General features: G+C 30.3%; 19 protein-coding genes and 1 pseudogene. All 20 read right to left on the reverse strand.

Going from position 1 to position 20,114, the window contains the following annotated elements; translation table 11 throughout:
* A pseudogene (locus tag EKG35_RS05830) lies at positions 1 to 211 on the reverse strand (IS21 family transposase); the annotation flags it as partial.
* Positions 212 to 512: 301 nt separating this feature from the next.
* Positions 513 to 917 carry a flagellar export chaperone FliS gene (fliS, locus tag EKG35_RS05835; RefSeq protein WP_126293505.1) on the reverse strand — a complete coding sequence of 135 codons (405 nt, stop codon included), beginning with the start codon at positions 915 to 917 and terminating at the stop codon, positions 513 to 515.
* A 99-nt stretch (positions 918 to 1,016) separates the two neighbouring features.
* Positions 1,017 to 1,376, reverse strand: a complete 360-nt coding sequence (gene fliT, locus EKG35_RS05840) for a flagellar protein FliT (RefSeq protein ID WP_126293506.1) — start codon at positions 1,374 to 1,376, stop codon at positions 1,017 to 1,019.
* Positions 1,377 to 1,397: 21 nt separating this feature from the next.
* Complete coding sequence (gene fliD, locus EKG35_RS05845) at positions 1,398 to 3,632, reverse strand: flagellar filament capping protein FliD (RefSeq protein ID WP_126293507.1); 2,235 nt, start codon at positions 3,630 to 3,632, stop codon at positions 1,398 to 1,400.
* 21 nt (positions 3,633 to 3,653) lie between these two features.
* Positions 3,654 to 4,031, reverse strand: coding sequence for a flagellar protein FlaG (locus EKG35_RS05850; RefSeq protein WP_126293508.1), 378 nt, complete (start codon positions 4,029 to 4,031; stop codon positions 3,654 to 3,656).
* A gap of 225 nt (positions 4,032 to 4,256) precedes the next feature.
* A complete protein-coding gene (locus tag EKG35_RS05855; RefSeq protein ID WP_185807657.1) occupies positions 4,257 to 5,333 on the reverse strand; it encodes a DUF2920 family protein in 1,077 nt (358 codons plus the stop codon).
* A gap of 25 nt (positions 5,334 to 5,358) precedes the next feature.
* Positions 5,359 to 6,495, reverse strand: a complete 1,137-nt coding sequence (pseC, locus tag EKG35_RS05860) for a UDP-4-amino-4,6-dideoxy-N-acetyl-beta-L-altrosamine transaminase (protein WP_126293510.1) — start codon at positions 6,493 to 6,495, stop codon at positions 5,359 to 5,361.
* The gene (gene pseI, locus EKG35_RS05865) at positions 6,492 to 7,538 is read right to left on the reverse strand and encodes a pseudaminic acid synthase (protein WP_126293511.1); all 1,047 of its coding nucleotides are present in this window, start codon (positions 7,536 to 7,538) and stop codon (positions 6,492 to 6,494) included. Before pseI ends, pseC begins: the two co-directional genes overlap by 4 nt.
* Positions 7,535 to 8,518, reverse strand: coding sequence for a UDP-2,4-diacetamido-2,4,6-trideoxy-beta-L-altropyranose hydrolase (gene pseG, locus EKG35_RS05870; protein ID WP_126293512.1), 984 nt, complete (start codon positions 8,516 to 8,518; stop codon positions 7,535 to 7,537). Before pseG ends, pseI begins: the two co-directional genes overlap by 4 nt.
* A 1-nt stretch (position 8,519) precedes the next feature.
* The gene (locus EKG35_RS05875; RefSeq protein ID WP_126293578.1) at positions 8,520 to 9,242 is read right to left on the reverse strand and encodes a cytidylyltransferase domain-containing protein; all 723 of its coding nucleotides are present in this window, start codon (positions 9,240 to 9,242) and stop codon (positions 8,520 to 8,522) included.
* A 2-nt stretch (positions 9,243 to 9,244) separates the two neighbouring features.
* Complete coding sequence (locus tag EKG35_RS05880; protein WP_126293513.1) at positions 9,245 to 10,276, reverse strand: GNAT family N-acetyltransferase; 1,032 nt, start codon at positions 10,274 to 10,276, stop codon at positions 9,245 to 9,247.
* A gap of 12 nt (positions 10,277 to 10,288) precedes the next feature.
* Positions 10,289 to 10,804, reverse strand: a complete 516-nt coding sequence (locus EKG35_RS05885) for a GNAT family N-acetyltransferase (protein WP_185807658.1) — start codon at positions 10,802 to 10,804, stop codon at positions 10,289 to 10,291.
* A 2-nt stretch (positions 10,805 to 10,806) separates the two neighbouring features.
* Positions 10,807 to 11,949: a glycosyltransferase gene (locus EKG35_RS05890; RefSeq protein ID WP_126293515.1), complete on the reverse strand. Its 1,143-nt coding sequence runs from the start codon at positions 11,947 to 11,949 to the stop codon at positions 10,807 to 10,809.
* 187 nt (positions 11,950 to 12,136) lie between these two features.
* Positions 12,137 to 13,549, reverse strand: coding sequence for a glycosyltransferase family 61 protein (locus EKG35_RS05895; protein WP_126293516.1), 1,413 nt, complete (start codon positions 13,547 to 13,549; stop codon positions 12,137 to 12,139).
* Between the two features lie 28 nt (positions 13,550 to 13,577).
* Positions 13,578 to 15,068, reverse strand: a complete 1,491-nt coding sequence (gene rfbH, locus EKG35_RS05900) for a lipopolysaccharide biosynthesis protein RfbH (protein WP_126293517.1) — start codon at positions 15,066 to 15,068, stop codon at positions 13,578 to 13,580.
* The gene (locus EKG35_RS05905) at positions 15,068 to 15,949 is read right to left on the reverse strand and encodes an NAD-dependent epimerase/dehydratase family protein (RefSeq protein WP_126293518.1); all 882 of its coding nucleotides are present in this window, start codon (positions 15,947 to 15,949) and stop codon (positions 15,068 to 15,070) included. The genes rfbH and EKG35_RS05905 overlap by 1 nt, the downstream gene beginning before the upstream one ends.
* A complete protein-coding gene (gene rfbG / locus EKG35_RS05910) occupies positions 15,946 to 17,010 on the reverse strand; it encodes a CDP-glucose 4,6-dehydratase (RefSeq protein WP_126293519.1) in 1,065 nt (354 codons plus the stop codon). The genes EKG35_RS05905 and rfbG overlap by 4 nt, the downstream gene beginning before the upstream one ends.
* 21 nt (positions 17,011 to 17,031) lie before the next feature.
* On the reverse strand, positions 17,032 to 17,805 hold the full coding sequence (rfbF, locus tag EKG35_RS05915) for a glucose-1-phosphate cytidylyltransferase (RefSeq protein ID WP_126293520.1): 774 nt from the start codon (positions 17,803 to 17,805) through the stop codon (positions 17,032 to 17,034).
* A 21-nt stretch (positions 17,806 to 17,826) separates the two neighbouring features.
* Positions 17,827 to 18,948 carry a polysaccharide pyruvyl transferase family protein gene (locus EKG35_RS05920; protein WP_126293521.1) on the reverse strand — a complete coding sequence of 374 codons (1,122 nt, stop codon included), beginning with the start codon at positions 18,946 to 18,948 and terminating at the stop codon, positions 17,827 to 17,829.
* A 128-nt stretch (positions 18,949 to 19,076) separates the two neighbouring features.
* Entirely contained in the window at positions 19,077 to 20,045 is a 969-nt protein-coding gene (pseB, locus tag EKG35_RS05925; protein WP_185807659.1) for a UDP-N-acetylglucosamine 4,6-dehydratase (inverting), read from the reverse strand.
* Positions 20,046 to 20,114 lie beyond the last annotated feature (69 nt).

The raw sequence follows: 20,114 nt of genomic DNA on the forward strand, positions 1-20,114 counted from the left end.
CTTCAAGCCAGTCTATAACGATTTCTCCCCATTTTTCTTCGTACATCATCCCTTTTTTAATATGCTTTTTTTCTTGAGGTAACTGATCGCCATCACCATACTTTTTGGCGGTACGCCAATTCACATTCATAGTTTCTGCAATTTTAGAAATAGACAATCCTTTTTCATTTCTTAAAGTTTTGATACAATTAATTTCAGACATTGCTAGCATCCTTTCAAACCTCCACTGGTAAAATTCGACACTTTAACAGTAGAGTGACTTGGGGTGGCTGGCAAGTCTATTTTTTTGCACTAAAAAAGTGCTAGACTCTGTACAAATTCGTTGCACTAGTCTGCACTTTTATTATGCAATACACAACTTGACTATTTACTATATTTTCCAACCATTATATTTAGGAAAATTTGTATTGTTATCACTGTGAATTATATGGAAAATAGTTACTTATTTGCTGATTTCAGTTAAATAAAAAGCCTTACACCATGAAATGTTGATGCAAGGCTTCGAAAATATATTAAACTTGTTGCGTATTGCTATATTGTTGTTGACGAGTAATTTGGATAACTTGCTTCCATGTATCACGGAATTCAGTTGTTAAACCAATAACTTCATCAATAATTGCCGTATCATTTTTTAAATTTGCTTCAATAAGACGGCGATTCATATATTCATATAGTGGAAGCATTTGCTTTGAAATATCATAATCCATATTTAAGGTTGACATTAGCTCAGAAATAATAGCTTGTGCCTTTTGTAAGTTTATATTTTTTTCTTGAATATTTTTTTCTTCGATTGCTTTGTTCGCCTTTGTTAAAAATTTAAGACAGCCGTTATATAACATTAACGTCAATTCTCCAGGCGAAGCAGTTGTCACACTATTTTGTTTGTAAGCATTAAGTGCGGAATTTTGTACTGCCAATTGGGCCACTCCTTTTGAGAGATTGCATTTCTAATTCTTTTGTAAGCTAGAATTTTCTATATGTGAATGAACATTTATAGAACTTTTTCGTACCAATACTTACTTTTTCTTGTCATAATACATCCCGTCCATTACTTGAACCGATGAATAAGGATTCATATAACGCTTCTCATTTTTCTTTGAGTTTTGCAGGTCTTTCATGTCTTGTTTTACAGCTTGCATGACAGTATCTAGACGTTCGCGGATTCCTTTATCTAATTGTGCCAAAGTTTCATGAAGTTTATTATTATCCTCTATTACAAATCCTTCTAGACGTAGCTTTTTAATAATAACACCGCGCTCGTCTAACATAAGATTAATTTTTTCAATGTATTCTGAACGCTCTTCGCCCTTTGGAATTTCTGAAAGATGCTTAAAAAGTTTAGCGGATATTTGCAAAAGTTGTTGTATGTTTTCCATTGGTTTACCCCAATTTAATGATTAATATCCTGTTTGGAATAGTGATGCTTGGCTATTTGCATTGCTAATGGCTTGTTCCATAGCAGTGAATTGTTTCCAATATCGGGATTCAATGTTTTCTAACTTATCTAACCATCGAGCTATACTATCTTCTACTTCATCCAAACGTTTCCCAATTGTAAAGGTTTGATTTGTTGCAGAAGCTTTCCCAGCTTTCTTTTCAATGTCAGTTGTAAATTCTTTTAGTTCATCGCGCAATCTTTGTGCAATACCTCGTGTATCAACAGTTTTTCCAGTTTCTTCATCTTTAGAAACTGAACCTGTTTGTGTAAAGATTGCTGCAACTTGATCTGCATCTTTTTCAATCGCCGTACGTAATTTATCCTCGTCTATTACTAATTTACCACCATCAGAATAAGTAGATGATGTTGTTATTCCAATTTCCGCTAAAGAGTCGATGGTAGCATCACCTAATCCCCCAATCGAGTTCATAAATGTATTACGCATACCATATAATCCATTTGTTAAAATGGAGTCATTGCGTAATAAACCTGTTTTTGCCTTAGCTTCCCATTTCTCTATTTCATCTTCAGACATTTCTTCTTTTTGTTCATCTGTTAAAGGTTGATAGTTTCTATCGTAGCTTTCTTTTAATTTGCTATTGATTGTCGTTACTAGCCCGTTATACGTTTCAACAAACTTTTTGATTTTGTCAACCATGTCATCAACATTAGTTGAAGATGTTAAAGTAACAGGACTTATACTTGTTGAATTGTTAATTTCATTATTTAAGAACGAATTTAAATCAATTTCATTATTAGAAGAATCATAAGCTTTATTCGTATTAAAATCGTATGAAATTCCATAGTTTTTCGATAAAGCATCCGTTAAAGTAGACTTTGCTGAATTTAAATTATTTGAAGCTGTTTCAGCATTGACAATACTAGTTTCCAAATGTTTATTTGCATCAAAATAAGCCTTAACATCTGTAAAAGTTTGTTCTGTTTCGCCATTTAAATTATCTGCCAAACCTTTGAAAATAGAAGCCGATGAAGTGAATGAAATAGAAGCTTCAGTATTTTCTGTTGCTTCCGTTTCAGAAATGAACATTTTTTTTAACTGGTTAACTTCCGATTCTGTAAACAAGTTTGTTTCACTATCTGCAGAATATAAACCTTCTAATTCTGTTTTTAGTACGGAAGGATCATCAAAATTTAAAGAAGAAAGTTTCTTTAATTTTTCTACTCCGTTTTCCCCTAAATTCATTAAGTAAGCATTTAAAGAATCGTCTGTTTCAATTGAGTCAATCGCTGAACTAATGTTAGAATTTAAAGCCGATTTTTTTGCACTTACGTCATTTTGCGCAGCATCTAATTCATTCATTGCATCATTATACTCAGAAGAGGCAATTATGTAATTATTATACATATTTTTCGTATATTCTGCTGTTGTGGATTGACTATTAAAAGTCGAACTAAGAGTTACTGAATAACCATTAATCGAAAATGTATTAGAACTTCTTTCTGTGGCAATACCATTTATGGAAAATACCGCATTTTGACCACCTGAAGCTAAATCAAGTGAAGTACTGCTATCAAAACTACCTGTTTGATCACCAAAACCGAGCTTATTAAATAATGTGGCACCATTTCCTGCTGATACGGTTACTTCAGCACCATTTTCTATATCCCCCATATTCTTGGCAGTAATTGACAGTTTTCCGTTTTCAAAAAGTGCTGTAACACCAATATCACTACTATTAATTTTTTTCACTAAGGAATCAACAGTCTCATTTTCATCAATAGAAAATTCTTTTGTACTCAATGTCCCACTACTATTAATAGCACTTAGAGTAAACTTTGAACCACTAGCTAAACCAGTTAAATCACTAATCTTAGTAGAACCCGTTGCTATTATAGTAGATCCTACTCCTTGAGCTGATTTTGCAAGTTGACTTACACCATCAATAGAAAGGGTTCCAGTAGCCGCTGAAGTCGCAGTAGCTGTTACAAGAGAACTATTTGTTGAAGAAACAGTTTTTTTATAGAAATTACTTGATAAACGATACCCGTCAAATAAAAAATCATCAAAGGAACTTAGCGCTGTATTAATTTCTCGATAAGCATCTCGTGTCCACTCATATTTCTGTTGTTGTTGATATAACTTATTTAAAGGTGCTCTTTCGGCTGACATAAGTTTTTCAACAATACTATCAATATCCATTCCAGATGCTAATCCACCAATACGTGTCACCATTTATAAAACCTCCTATTTATGTTATATTTTTTCATCTACAATCATTCCAACTAGTTTTTGCATTTCATAAAAAGCATCAAGAAGCTTTTTAGGTGGAATTTCTTTAACAACTTCTTCTGTGTCTTTATTTACAACTTGAACAAAATAGCGGTCAAGTCCCTCATGATAGACAAATTTCGAAGAATTATGATTGATTTCTAGAAATTCATTTAACGACTCTACTGCCTGCTTTAGTTTTTCATCAGTAGCCTCATTTTTTTCTATACCTAAATTCTGTTCTTTTACCATTTTCGCAGTGTCTAAGCTTCCTTGCTTTACTACTTTTTCGACAGTTGAATCTTGTTGAACTGGCTTAGCTGTAGTTGATGTATCAACTGTTGCTTGTGTCGAAATACGCATGTTCCTTATCCTCCTTGAATTCGTCCGAGCGTATATGGTTCTTATCATGTACTTTATATCGGCAAGAATTTTTGATATTTCATAAAAATACTAGAAATTCTATCCAAAAAAATAAAACTAAGCAACTGCTTGCTTAGTTTAAAAATTGGTATCTTAATCATTAACTTCATTGATTTTTTAATATGTTTAACTTCACGAAATGGAAATTGATTTTAAAATAAATTTTTAGAATATTAAAGAAAAGAATGGTAATCCATAACTATAATCAACATTCAATTCTAGATTTATTAATTTTACGATATATTTTTGTTGATGAATATTTTGATTTAAATGATTAATATTTTTAGAAAACACATAATCTATTAGTTTAAGAAAATCTGCATCCAACCCATGATTAGTAGAATAAAAAACTTTTCTATCTACTTTTGATTCATCTATAATTTCAAATTCAACATTGCTTAACTTTTCAAAAATTTTTCCTTTCTTTTCAACATCGACTAAAGAATCTGTTGTCCCTATGCATGAATATATGTACGATCCGTTTTCAAAATTATTATACATTGAGAATAAAGAAATTGGTTCTGTATCCTTAATAAATTTTTTTGCAAAATAATCAAACTCCATTATAAATTCGCAATTGTTGATTTTGCTAGCAATTTTCCTATTTTGAATTATATATTTTGGATAAATCCAACTAGAATTATCAATTACTAAACTAAACAAATGAGGAGCTAAACGGTTAGCGAAATGTAACAAATACGCACCATGAGATTGTCCATAACCTATAACTTTTCTTTCATGATAAAGTAAATTATTCTCTCTCAATAATATTTTTATTGCTTCTATTGCCGTAACAATATCAATTACTTGCATAAAACTTAAGTCTGCAAATTCGTCTATTGTTTCATTTAAGTTTGCAATTACTGGTATAGATGTATATTTTTTAGAAACTACGTTTAAAATATCTTCGGGATGTAATTGGATATGATTTAATTCATTATTTGTAAATAGATGCCTTATCATTGAAAAATCCCCCTTTAATGTGAATTCTTCAGCTTCTTGCATAAATTTGCTACCGAAATAATCACATTGTAGGGTTACACAGTTATATTTATCAGCAAAAACATCTCTCATTTTTTTATAAACTTTTGAATCTATGTGGCCTCCAAATCCTGGAACAAAAATAAAAATTCCTGTTTCCTCATTTGTACCTGATTCTGGGATAGCGTAATCAATTCTTAATTCCCTATTATTCTTGCCGTTATACAGATTATAATGAGCAGGAATTTTTATACTATTCAATAAAGCCAATTTCTTAACATCTCCTTCAAGATATTAATGAGGTCATTGAGCTTACAATTCCTTCTATATCATCATTTGTTAATGACGGATGTATTGGTAGAGTTAAAGCTCTTTTATAATAGTTTTCTGCTATCGGACAAAGGCCTTTTTTGTACCCTAAATTTTGATAGTAAGGGTGCCAATAAACCGGAATGTAATGAACATGTACCCCTATATTTAGCTCCCGCATTTTTTTAAATATTTCTTTTCGTGATATCTTTTCATCTAATTGAATCATATACAAATGCCAACCTGAATTTGTATCTTTTAATTGCTTTGGTATGATAATTTCGGGGACGTTTTTAAACAAATTATTATAAATTTCAGCAATCTCTTTCCTTCTCTCTAGAAAGAGATCTATTTTTTTTAATTGTGATAATCCAAGGGCCGCTTGTAAATCCGTCATTCGGTAATTAAATCCAAGTTCAATCATTTCATAGTACCAATCACCTTGCTCATTTGAATAAGGCGTTTTTTGGATACCATGACTTCTGAATAATTGTAATTTGTGATAGAATTCATCATTATCTGTTACTATTATCCCACCTTCTGCCGTTGTTATCGGCTTCACTGGATGAAAACTGAACATAGTCATATCTGCCAAAGTACCAACTTTTCTTCCTTTATACTCTGCTCCAAGAGAATGTGCACCATCCTCAATTACAATTAAATTATGCTTTTGGGCAATTTCATTGATAGCATCCATATCAGCTGGTTGCCCAGTAAAATCAACTGGAATAATTGCTTTTGTTTTTGAAGTAATTTTTTTTTCAATTTCTAAGGGATTAATATTGTACGTTTCAGGATGAATGTCAGCAAAGACTACCGTACCACCCATATAACGAACGCAATTTGCACTAGCTGCAAATGTAATTGGTGTAGTAATTACCTCGTCACTTTCTCCAATCCCTGCTGCAAAGCACGCTCCGTGTAACGCTGCTGTCCCATTACAAAACGCTACTGCATATTTAACACCAAGATAATCTGCAATAGCTTGTTCGAATTCTGTTATTTTTGGTCCTTGAGTAAGGAAGGGGGAACGTAATGTATTTATTACTTCTTCAATATCTTCTTCTGAAATTGTTTGACGTCCATATGATAAAAAACTCGATAATTTTTTCACATTAATAACTCCCAACTAAGTGGTGTACCTTTTTTCGCGTCTTTCTTAATTGTCTTTCCTAAAATTAGGTCATAATATTTAGTAGGTAAGCCTAACCCCGGACGAACATCACGAACATTTTCTTTCGTCAACACGTCTCCAGCTTTTACATCCTGTGCAATGTATAGTGAACGTCGATGTTCTAATGAGGCTACCTCAGCGTCTGTAGGGCCATATTGGATATGGCCTATACTTTGCCAAGCCCGTTCCGTTTCTTCGACTAACATTTTTAACTCATGAGGCTCCATGGAAAATGCAGAATCGACTCCCCCCTCTGCACGGGATGTAGTAAAATGCTTTTCAATCACAGTTGCACCTAATGTAACAGCAGCTACTGATACACCGACACCCATTGTATGATCTGATAATCCCAATTCGGTTCCGTATAACTCTCGCATATGGGGTATTGTTGCTAAATTTGAGTTAGCAGGAGTGGCTGGGTATGTACTTGTACATTTTAGTAATATGATTTGGTCATTTCCTTCGTCACGTGCAGCACGAACTGCTTCATCTAATTCTGCAGCTGTTGCCATTCCAGTTGATATAATGAGTGGTTTGCCAGTATGAGCCACTTTTCGAATAAGTGGTATTGATACGTTTTCGAATGACGCAATTTTATAAGCCGGTACGTTCAACGTCTCTAAAAAATCAACCGCTGTCTCATCAAATGGTGAGCTAAATGCAAGGATGCCGTGTTCCTTTGCACGATTAAAAATCGCTTCATGCCATTCCCATGGGGTATATGCTTCTTTATATAAATTATAAAGAGATTGACCTTTCCAAAGATTTGCATCATTTGAAATAAAAAATTCCCCGGTATGTACGTCAAGTGTAATCGTATCTGGTGTATAAGTTTGAAGTTTTAGCGCATCTACTCCTGCCCCGGCTGCTAAATCTACTAGGTGAAGTGCTCTTTCTAGAGAATGATTATGGTTTCCTGACATTTCTGCTATTATAAACGGTTTTGTATGTCGACCAATTTCTCTATTTCCAATTTTAATCATGATAACAACTCCATTATTTCGTCTATCCAAGGATTTGGAACTTCATTATTCGTTAAAGATAAACCCATTTCACTAATTTTACTTAATTGCTGTTGCTTAGCATTTAAAGTATTTAGTAGGTCTTTATATGTTTCTATTGTTACTTGGTTATGCCATCCTAGATTCAATACAGCACCTAATTCTGCAGCATATTTCGTTGCTTCATATTGATTTTCTGCAACAATCGTACTTGATGAAGGTAATCCTAAATAACAGCGTTCCCATGTTGTTGAACCACCAGCACCGATTGAAAAATCTGCTTGTTGTATAAGGCTTGCTATATAATTAATTTGACAGTGATAATGATAACCTCTTTCCTTACAAATCCTTTCAATCTTATTTTTTTGGAGATTACCTTTTCCTACAACAACATCAATATGTTTGAAATTATGAGATATTTCCGGTAAGGCATTTAACACTTTCATCGTTTCGTGTGTCGGATCTGTTCCACCCATAAAAATGAGTATATGTTCAACATTCCCATTTCTACGATCTATAAGTTGACGAGCCTCTAAAAATTCATCACGTAAAATTAAATATTTTGGACCAAGTAATGTTTTACAATATTGAGGAATAAGCGTTTCATAACGTTTCTTAAATTCAGGTACTACGTTTTGATCTAGTAAAAGATCACAATCATGGTTACGATTGGCTAGGTCATCTATGACCATTATTTTTTTTGTATATTTTCGGTGAATTCTTTCCCATTCTTGATCGATATCGTAGTGGTCTACTATGTATAAGTCAGCATTTTCAGCTCCAAGAATATGTTCAAATCCTTGAGCCTTCACGTAACTAATTAAATTTCCTTGTAGTGGTTCCATCCAAAATATAACCTGATAACCTTGCTTTTTTAAATTTTTAGCAATAGTAAGGCATCGCATGACATGGCCACTACCAATTTGTGTGGAAGCATCTGTTCGAATAATAATTTTTTTCAAATCAGATCACCGGCTTTTGTTCAATGTGGGCATTTAATTTTGCTACTTTTGGAGTTTCTTTTAAATATTGAATGACATCTGCACTGGATACTAAAGGATTTTGGAAATGCTCTGCAACAGCTTTAATTAATTGATAATCTTCTTCCGTATCCAATGTAATTCTAAGTTCAGGTGCAATACGATTTGAAGGAGCTTTATAAGTGACAGATTCAAATTCTGCAGAGAATTCATAGGCATAGTACGTCACATGCTCACGATGGCGTCCTTCATTACCTACTTTGTGAATACGAAGTAAAGCATCATAAGATATTAATTCTACAACTAATCCACGTGGTAATTCTCCTTCAACAAGGACTATATCTTTCCTTTCTTTTTCCATTAATGCAACAATATCGCTTGCCATTTCATAATCCACAAAAGGACAATCGGAAGTGACACGTATTATATAATCCGGGTTATACATTTTTGCACATTGTACATAGCGGTCTAATACATCATCTTCTGATCCACGGAAATATGGAACATGATGTTCTTCACACCATTTGACAATTTTATCGTCTTGTTGTAAATGAGAGGTAGCAATTATAACTTCATCAACACCTTCTATTGCTCGACATCGTTCTATATCGTAGGTTAAAACATCTACATCTCCAAGGGGCTTTAATATTTTTCCTGGCAGTCGAGTTGATCCCATTCTAGCTTGAATTATAATGATTGTTTTCACTTTCATTTTCCTTTCTCAAATACTTCAAATGGTAATACATAAACATTTTTATACTCTTCTTTTATAGTTGATAATGGTACATTTAATAGTTTACTAATATCACCAACTTTTTTGGTTAAGTAATAGTGTTTATTTGTTTTTGATCCCCAACTAGCTTTATAATTATAAATTGAAGAGTCAATTGCATCAGCTGACTGCCAATTATAATATTTAAAATTATTCTCTAGAGCAAAATCTATACTCCATTTATCTAATAAAACACCTGCTTGTGTATACAGTTTATCAGTCGAAATTACTCTCATAAAATTATCTAACGATTTTTTTTGCTTTATAAAAAAACCAGCACCGATAATCTTTTCGTTCTCTATAGCATAATTGATAATAACTCTTTTTCCACCAAATTCTTTCCTAAATGTTTCAAATACCTCTATAGGATAAATTGCACCATTAGTTTCAACTAATCTTGGAACATAAACATTTTCATACCAAAATTTTAAATCTTTGTGATTATAACTTTCTTTTAAAATAATATTATTTTGATTTGCAATTCTTAAATTTCTCTTTAAATTATTTCTCTGTTTACTTTTCATTTGTTCCAAATAGTGTGAATCCAATTCAATAAATTGATAAAAGTTTTCTTTAGTAAAATCAGGATTGAGAATATTTTTATAGGATTCAACAAACTCATCAAAAGGTGAAGTACATATTGTAATTAAAGAGATATTATTCAAAATCGCATACTCTTCCAATGTACTTATTAAATTATTAAATACTTCAATATGGTTTGTTATAACCGTTGGACCACCATATCCGATAAACGGCATAGAATGGATAATATCTGATAATTTACTTGTGTAATGAATAAATGGCATAACCCCAACTATCTTACTTTGATCTGTACAAACTATGTATCGATAATTCATTTTTGGGAAATTACGATAAATACTTTGCAACCTAATACTTTGTTGAACAAGATCACAATTATATTCATCATAATCTGTAAACGAAAATTCATTATAGACAACTGATTCCATCAACATTCACCTTCATAAAAATTTACTTAATATAAGTAAATCTTGATATTTACCAAACCGATATACTTCGGATTTTAAAATCCCTTCTTCAAGATACCCATTTTTTTTAAATAATCCTATTGAAGGTTTATTAAAACCTAAAATTTGAACGGATATTTTACGAATATTGATTTCATGTTTTAAATAGTCTTCTAATATTTTTAATGAATCTGATGCATATCCTTTACCCTGGTATTCTTCTTCCCCTATTACAATAGAAAGCATTGCCTTTTGATTTCTATAATCTAGATTCGAAAATGAGATAAATCCTATTTTTGTATCATTTTCTTTTATAACTATCATAAAGATTCTTGCACTGTTATCTTTGTATTTTCGCTCATACCAGGAAAGTTCTTCATCCCTATTTCTTGGAAAAAAAGATGTAAGAGTTGTATATTGTGTAATATTAAAATTATTATTCCACTTTTGGATTAAGTCCAAATCCTCTTTTTCAATTATTTTTAATTGTATTTTATTATTTTGAAGCATATTCATTGCCCCCCGTAAGTCAATAACTCTTTTCTTAATTCTTTTCTCGTAAATTTAAAATTATCTATATTTTTATATATCACTTCTAAATTATGTGTAGCATCTAGGTAATTTGGTCGTTGATTCAATGCAGTTATAAATGCTGCTTGCGCTTTATCACAATTATTACACATCGCATAACAGATCCCTAAATTGTTATACACTTCAGCCATTGAATTATTTTGTTCAATGGCTAGATTATAAAAGTTTATAGCTTTCTGATATTCATTTTGATAGTAGTATAAATTACCCAAATAAAAATTTATAACTTCATTTTTATTCTTTATAGCTATTAATTTATCAAAAGCATCTTGATATTTCCCAATTTTCATCATAATTTTGGCGAATAAAAAATTTTTATCACTAGTAGATAATGGAGTAAGATTAATAATTTCCCAAATATATCTTTCACCTAATTTTTTAACAATCTCATTTTCAGATTCAACTTGCGCCTTATGATTATTAGTAAGATTAGAGTCGTGTCGTCGGCAATAATAGATTCCTTCTGGAACATAGGCAAAATGATATTTCATAGCTAGTCTAATTGTTAAATCATAATCTTCTGCATAAATAATACTCGGATTATATGGAGTTTCAATAAAACACTCTCTTTTCCCAACTAACGTTGCGGGTCCAGGTATGAATTGTCTAAAAAGCATCGATGCTAAAAATAAATTTGGATTTTCAGACGGCATCTCTGCTTTTAAGATATTTTGAATTTCATTATTTTTGTTAACAATCGTTAAATCACCGTAGACTATATCAATTCTAGGGTTTCTTAGCAAAAAAGTCACATGTTCATATATTTTATCGGAATGATAGCAATCATCTGAATCTAATAAAGCTATATAATCACCATTTGCATTTTCTATTCCAGTATTCCTTGCTATAGAAGGTCCTTTATTTTCTTGGCGGATGTATTTTATTTTAAAATTTCTATTATCTTCTATAAAATCATTAATAATAACTGATGATAAGTCAGTAGAACCGTCATCTACTACAATTATCTCAATATCCTTATAAGATTGGTTTAAAACACTTATTAACGCTTCCTTAATATATGCCTCTCCATTATAAACAGGAATTATTACACTGACTTTACTCAATAATCTCCCACCACTTCTTATTAAATTAATTAATTTGAAAAAACATTTCTAAACAGTGGATTTTTATTTAACTTTCTAATTAACAAGTTTATGAATTATATTTAAAAATTTATATTTTTTTTCGAGACTGAATGGTAAAATTATTAGCGATAACCCTAACCAATTACCTCTAGATTAATATGCACTATTAAAAACAGTCATTTCTATTAGATAAGAATTCCTTAAACAATTCTATATCCAAATAAATATCACTATTATTCGAGTTTTTTTCTAATTCTTCTATTTCTCTACTTTCGAATATTTCATGTTTTAGATTTTTTTTCTTTGACAAAGATAAATACACTGAAGTAATTCTTTTAGAATTAACTATTTCAATAATTCTAGTATTATTTCTACAAAATACCAAATTCGCCAAAGCTGCTCCATATGGAGAAATAATATGAGTAGCATTATAAAATAATTTAGCTTTTTCCAATACAGTGTAATTACTTAATGTTACCTTTTTATATCCCAGTTTGATTAAATTTCCTATACACTCATCTTCATTTACAATCCTTCTTACTTTAGCATCTTCTCGACTTATATAGATTTTTCGGGGAGAATTAAAATCTTGTAATAACTCCTTACTAAATAAATTTTCTAAAAAATTTACTATCCAACTAGGAATATATCCAAAATCATTAGCTGGATTATATGGGACAATTAGTTTTTTTGCTTTTAAATAGAATATCTCACTACTAGCACTTGATGGTAAAATTTTTTCTAAATCAACCCCTATTAGCTTTAATGTTTCTACTTGATATTCTTCTCCACTAAAAGAACTTAAATAGAAATCTGGAACGATGTCTAAATATTTTAGTAGCATAAATCTCGGGAGTTCTTCAAACATCCAATGAAAATAATTGTGTTTAGCGTATCTAGTAGCTGTTACTGCAACTTCTTTATTTAAGTAATGATAATAGGGTTCGAAGATATAGTTCATTTCCAAATTAAAAGGCGATCTATTATCCCAAAATCTTGAATTCGGATTTACTTCCCCTTTGTAACTAAACTCTTGAACAACCCTCCCATTTTCATCTAGAATATGGGAGTTTAATCCAAATGCATATGAATTGTCAGCAATAAAATAATACAAATTTCCTGTATAACATTCATTTTGAGGATATATGTAATTTTCATTTTTACCTACAATCAAATTTTCTTTTTGGAAAATACCAATATCTTTTTTAAATATATTTAATAGTTCCGACTTATTTTCAATTTCTAAATTCATTCTTATTAAGTTATTTAAAATATATATATCATTCGAATTACTAAAAATTTGTTCAAAATAAATATAATCTATATTTATTACATAAGATAACTTATTTAGAAATTGTTTAGCTTTCCTTTTATAATATGATGCAATTATAAGGAAACATTCAGATAACTCACTTAACTTGGAATAGATTAGATTTTTATCTTCTAAATTAAAATCTACTTTTCTTATATCAATTACCATATTTTTAGCTTCTAAAAAGTTTTTAGCATTTTCAAATTCCAATCCATAACCCACTAGTATTATATTTTTACCATTTAAAAAACTACTAAACTTTTGCAATATCTTCACCTTTAAGTTGTTGTTTTATTTATATTTGAAAGGCATTAATAATGTGTGTAGCCATATAATTTATCATATCTTCAGTTAACCCAGGGTAAACTCCTACAAGAAAAGTATCATTCATAATTTTATCAGTATTTTTCAAATCACCAACAATACGATATTCTATATTTTGAAATGCTGGTTGTTTTGTTAGGTTACCTGCAAACAACATACGTGTTTGTATTTTATTCTCTTCTAAATACTGAATAATTTTTTTACGTTCAATATTAACATTATCTTTTATTGTAATTATAAAACCAAACCAACTCGGACTCGAATTTGGTGTTGCTTTTGGTAATATCGCAAACTTTTCTATAGGTTTAAGCTTCTCTAGCAACAACTCATAGTTTCGATTTCTTAATTTAATAAATTCAGGTAATTTCTTTAACTGTTCAACTCCAATTGCTGCTTGCATATCAGTAACTTTTAGATTATATCCAAGATGGGAATATGTATATTTATGGTCATAACCCTCTGGAAGCTCACCAAGCTGCCATCCAAACCTTTTTTTACATGTGTTATCACATCCAGATGGGCACCAACAATCTCTTCCCCAATCTCTAAAAGATTCTATTATCATTTTTAAATTAGGATCATTTGTATATACCGCACCCCCTTCCCCCATTGTTATATGATGTGCTGGATAAAAACTAGAAGTTCCTATGTGGCCATGAGTACCTGTATATTTATCATTATATTTTGCACCTAAAGCATCACAATTATCCTCTATTACCCAAAGATTATATTTATTAGCTACTCTCATAATTTCATCTAAGTTAAATGGATTTCCCATTGTATGAGCAATCATTATCGCTTTAGTTTTATTTGAAACTGCATCTTCCAATTGAGCAATATCTAAATTGTAAGTCCCTAATTCAACATCTAAAAATACTGGAATCAAACCATTTTGGATGATAGGCGCAACAGTAGTTGGAAAACCAGCTGCAACAGTAATAACTTCATCGCCTCGCTGAAGTCTACGATTACCTAATTTAGGAGAAGTAAGTGCAGATAACGCTAACAAATTTGCTGAAGAACCTGAATTTGTTAATAAGGCATATTTAACATTTAAATATTTAGCTAACTCTTTTTCGAATTTTTTGAAGTATCTCCCAGAAGTTAACCAAAAATCTAAAGATGCATCTACTAATGTAGTCATTTCATTTTCATCATAAACTTTTCCTGCATAGCTTAAACTAGTTTCCCCTGGTTTAAATATTTCCCTTTTATGAAAAAGAGTAAAAAATTCATTTACCTTATCAAATATTCTTTGCCTTTTTACTTGCTCAAGTATTTTATTATTAATTCTTTCATTTTTTCTTATAGCTATTGATTCTAATTCATCTATAAAAAATTCAAAAGTTTTAAATGATACGGTATCTTCTTTTAATTCTTTTGTAATGTAAACTTTTTCACCTTTCTCAACAATTAAAAAATTCCCGTTATTAACCTGTATAATTTCTCCAACTTTAAACATTAATCACAAACCTTTCTAGAAGATGCAATACAATTTTGTATTCCTTTTTCAATTGATATCTTAGGTATCCAACCAAGAGCTGTTACTTTTGAATTATCCAGATTACTATCCATTACTTCATTTTTTCTATATGGTAATGCTCCGAAATTTAATGATGATTTTGAATTTGTATATTTATGTACAAGTTCAACTAACTTTCTAATCGTAATACTTTTGCCTGTTCCAATAAAGAATTCTTTATATGTTTTATTTTCTGTATTAATAGTTTTTTGTACTATTATATCTAAAGCATCTATTAAATCATCAATATAAATAAAATCTCTTTTTTGTTCACCATAAGTTAAATCAATAGCTTTTACATTATTAATGCAACTTTTAATAATATTTTCTACAAACTTCGAAGGATCATCATTTGGACCATAAAAATGATCAAATTTAATATTTATAATAGATCCATTTAATTCTCCTTCATTTAATTTTATTACTTCAAGAAATTGTTTTTTAGATAATGAGTAATTATTTGTATTCTTCTCGAGAATAGTATCAATATTTATAAAATCACATTTTTTCTGAGATTTAGCATAATTAAATATTTTTAAAGGAAAAACAACATTCGATTGAAATATCTGTTCTAAAGTTTCATTTTTCCTTCCATAATTAGTTGCACAATGTACAATTAAATCTATATTTATATTTAAAGAAATCAATTCTTCAATACTATAAATAATTCTAATTTTTGAAACAACCGAACTAAGTCTATCTAATTTTGATTTGTTTCTAACTAAAGAAAAGACGTACCATCCATTCTCAACAAACTTTTTCACTAAATAACTACCTAAGTACCCTGTACTGCCAGTAAATAAAACATTTTTTTTCTTCATAAGTACAGACCAATTTGTTCCTTCATTATTTTTAATAAATCCTTATTATTATTATAATTTTTATACCAAGACGTAACAAAATCAATAGATTCTTCTAGAGAAATTTTAGGTTCCCAACCTAATCTCATTTTGGATTTAGAATAGTCTAGTTTTAAATACATTGCTTCATGTGGCCCATTATTTTCTTCATACTGTAATAAAACATTTCCTCCAAATTTTTCAATTAATTTACTTACTACCCATTTAACAGGCTTAACATCTTCGTATTTAGGTCCAAAATTCCAAGCTCCATTATATAATGTACCTTTTGTATATAACTTTTGTACTAAAATAAGATAACCACTCAATGGTTCTAGTACATGTTGCCATGGGCGAATTGCATTTGGATTTCGAATGATAATTGGCTTATCATCATGGATAGCTCTTATACAGTCTGGAATTAAACGGTCCTGCGCCCAATCCCCACCACCAATAACATTTCCTGCACGAACTGTAGCAATTGCTATTCCATGTTGAGCATACTGTAATGGGTTAAAAAATGAGTTTATATATGCTGAGGAAACTAATTCTGAACAAGCTTTACTGTTAGAATAAGGATCATATCCACCTAACTTATCACTTTCCCTATATCCCCAATCCCATTCTTTATTTTCGTATACTTTATCTGTTGTAACGTTTATTACAGACTTAACATTCTTACAAATTCTCACTGCTTCAAATATATTAACAGTACCCATGACATTAGTTGAATATGTCTCCACTGGATTCTCATAAGACTTTCTTACTAAAGGTTGAGCAGCCATATGGATAACAATATCGGGATTAAATTCAATCATCTTTTTCTTTAAATATTCTAAATCTCTAATATCCCCTATAACAGAATCAACTAACTTGTCAATTTCTGCCAAATAATAAAGAGAAGGAGATGTACTTGGCTCTAAAGAATAACCCATGACTTTAGCACCCAGATTATGTAACCAAAAAGAAAGCCAAGATCCTTTAAAGCCTGTATGTCCTGTTAAAAATACTTTTTTACCATTCCAAAATGTCTTGTCAATCATAGCAAATTCCTCACTTCTCTATTACCAAACTTTCCATTTCGCCTCATCATTTGCCCATAAATCTTCTAATAGCTTATGGTCTCTAATAGTATCCATAGGCTGCCAAAAATTGTTATGCCTAAATGCTCTAAGTTCATCATCAGAAGCTAAATTAATTAAGGGCTCATTTTCAAAAGTAGTATAATCTCCATCAATATAATTTAAAACTCCAGGTTCTAACACAAAATACCCTCCATTTATCCAGCCGCCATCTCCTTTAGGTTTTTCTTGAAATCCGTACACTTCATTATTTTCCCCTAAATCGAGTGCCCCAAAACGACCACTTGGTTGAACAGATGTTACTGTTGCTAATTTCCCATGACTTTTATGAAATTCAACTAGTTTCTTAATATTTACATCTGAAACACCGTCACCATATGTAAACATAAAAGTTTCATTACCTAAATACTCTTTTACTCTTTTTAAACGTCCTCCAGTCATCGTTTCAAGACCAGTATCAACTAGTGTAACTTTCCATGGTTCAGCGTTTATATGATGAATAATTTGCTTATTGTTATTTCTAAAATCAAATGTAATATCTGACTCATGCAAAAAATAATGAGCAAAATATTCCTTTATAACATAAGACTTATATCCAAGACAAATAATGAAATCATTATATCCATAGTAAGAGTAAGTTTTCATTATATGCCATAAAATTGGCTTCCCCCCAATTTCAATCATAGGTTTTGGTCTAAGATGGGATTCTTCACTAATTCTAGTGCCAAATCCACCTGCTAAGATTACTACTTTCAATTTAAGCCCTCCAAATTAATCTTAATTGTAATCGTTATTCAATATAATATCTAAATATTTAAAATGGTTTGCAGAGTCACATTTATAATAATTAATGTTTTGAAGTTTATTTTTATTTCCCAGTTGTCTTATTACATTTGAACTTGTATCCATATGTCGAATATCTAAATAGTCACCCTCAAATTTACAATCTGTTATTATGTTTAACATTTTATCACTGTAAATAAGTGGTAGTACTTTCTTTCCAAAAAGCCAACCTAATATCATAGAATGTAATCTAGTAGCATAAATAATTTCACTATTAAATAAAATAGAAAGAATATGAATCATGTTATTTCCATTATAATTAAAAATATTAACATTATTAATATCATCATTAAGAATTTCTTGTAAATTTTTATATATAATATGGGCTGCATTAAAATCACCTTCATTTTCGCAAAAAGATATCAATTCTATCTTATAACCCATTTTAACGTAATACTTAGCGACTTCTATTATCTTATCGTAATATAAAGTATCCATATCTTTAAGATGTTCTCTAAATGATGGCTGGATAACGCTTATTGATACTATTTTTTGATCATTTATAGAAACATTTTTTAAATTATCTGATTTATATTGAAAAATAATATCACTTGCTTTTCTTACATTTTTTATCCCCTTAAACAAATTATAAGAATACGAGTCTCTAAAACAAATATCATCCACATTTTTAAATATTACTTTATATGTATTCAAAAATTGAATATTAGAAAAAGGACCAAAATTTGCCCCTAATACAAAATACGGCTTATTATTAATTTTTCTAGTTTTAAATATTTCAGAAAATTCCATCCATTCATTATTTTCTACAAATATGGAGCCTCCAATATATATAGAAAGATCCATTTCATTTTTTCTTTTATAATAATAAGCACGTTCCTTTTGGTTGTATTTCCTTAATAACCTATTTAATTTTCTGTCAAATTGGCTTGACATATCTATTATTTCCAAATTAGGAATGTCTACAAGTTTATCTTTATAATCGCCATATGATACTAAATAAAATTTATGCTGTGGATATCGATTACATAAAATATAGATAAATAAATCATCCCCAAGGTTAGTATTTGTGTAGGCAAATAAAAGTATATTTTTCATTTAAATTCCTTTCATTCTATAAAAAATTTTCATTACATAGTAGGGATATAATATTCACTATTTATGGTAATTATTATGTTTTTTTAACCCTCATATTATTTATATTTACCTTTAATAATCATTAAATTTTAGACTTCTTCTAATTTACTTAATTGATCTACAGTCAGCCATTCAGTATTTTTATCACTCGTATAAGCAAAACCATCTGGCAGTTCTTTCCCACCTTTTGCATACGCTTTCGACCACCATGGGAATTCCGGTTGAATTACGTAATATTTATCAAATTCTACTGTATGACGTGCATCATCTTCCATAATCATTGCTTCATGTAGCTTTTCGCCTGGACGGATACCAATAATTTCAATTTTACACTCGGGTCCGATTGCTTTTGCTAAATCTATGACTTTCATACTTGGTATTTTTGGTACGAAAATTTCACCACCATACATACGTTCTAAACTATCAAGCACAAATTGAACCCCTTGTTCTAAGGTAATCCAAAAACGTGTCATTCTTTCGTCTGTTACTGTAAGCACACCAGTATCACGAATTTTTTTGAAGAATGGTAGAACACTTCCTCTGCTTCCTACTACATTCCCGTAACGCACCACAGAAAAACTTGTTTTTTTATCACCTACATAAGCGTTCGCAGCAACAAATAATTTATCTGATGCTAATTTGGTGGCACCATAAAGGTTTACTGGACTACATGCTTTATCCGTTGAAAGTGCTATCACTTTTTCAACACCACAGTCGATTGCTGCTTCAACGATATTTTGAGCACCATGAATATTTGTTTTTATCGCTTCAAAAGGATTGTATTCACAAGCATCCACATGCTTCATTGCAGCAGCATGAATGACATAATCAACGCCATTAAATGCGCGTACCAGACGTTCTTTGTCACGAACATCTCCTATAAAAAATCGTAAACGATTGTCTGTAAACTCTTGTTTCATTTCATATTGTTTTAACTCATCACGGCTAAAAATAATAATTTTTTTTACATTTGAATCAAGCGCTTTTCGGACAAACTTTTTACCAAAAGAACCTGTCCCACCAGTTACTAGTACTGTTTTATTATCTAAAATACTCATAGCAAAACTACTCCAATCAATTTCTTTGTCTAATTTTATCGAAATTTATACTATTATTATCGGTAATTC

The organism is Lysinibacillus telephonicus (assembly GCF_003966145.1).
GTDB lineage: Bacteria > Bacillota > Bacilli > Bacillales_A > Planococcaceae > Ureibacillus > Ureibacillus telephonicus.

Bases quoted from the DNA above. Each gene is read 5' to 3' on its own strand.
- fliD (WP_126293507.1), bottom strand. From the start codon at position 3,632: ATGGTGACACGTATTGGTGGATTAGCATCTGGAATGGATATTGATAGT.
- pseB (WP_185807659.1), bottom strand. From the start codon at position 20,045: ATGAGTATTTTAGATAATAAAACAGTACTAGTAACTGGTGGGACAGGT.
- rfbG (WP_126293519.1), bottom strand. From the start codon at position 17,010: ATGATTGACAAGACATTTTGGAATGGTAAAAAAGTATTTTTAACAGGA.
- EKG35_RS05850 (WP_126293508.1), bottom strand. From the start codon at position 4,031: ATGCGTATTTCGACACAAGCAACAGTTGATACATCAACTACAGCTAAG.
- fliT (WP_126293506.1), bottom strand. From the start codon at position 1,376: ATGGAAAACATACAACAACTTTTGCAAATATCCGCTAAACTTTTTAAG.
- EKG35_RS05880 (WP_126293513.1), bottom strand. From the start codon at position 10,276: ATGGAATCAGTTGTCTATAATGAATTTTCGTTTACAGATTATGATGAA.
- pseI (WP_126293511.1), bottom strand. From the start codon at position 7,538: ATGATTAAAATTGGAAATAGAGAAATTGGTCGACATACAAAACCGTTT.
- EKG35_RS05885 (WP_185807658.1), bottom strand. From the start codon at position 10,804: ATGCTTCAAAATAATAAAATACAATTAAAAATAATTGAAAAAGAGGAT.
- EKG35_RS05920 (WP_126293521.1), bottom strand. From the start codon at position 18,948: ATGAAAAATATACTTTTATTTGCCTACACAAATACTAACCTTGGGGAT.
- EKG35_RS05905 (WP_126293518.1), bottom strand. From the start codon at position 15,949: ATGAAGAAAAAAAATGTTTTATTTACTGGCAGTACAGGGTACTTAGGT.
- rfbH (WP_126293517.1), bottom strand. From the start codon at position 15,068: ATGTTTAAAGTTGGAGAAATTATACAGGTTAATAACGGGAATTTTTTA.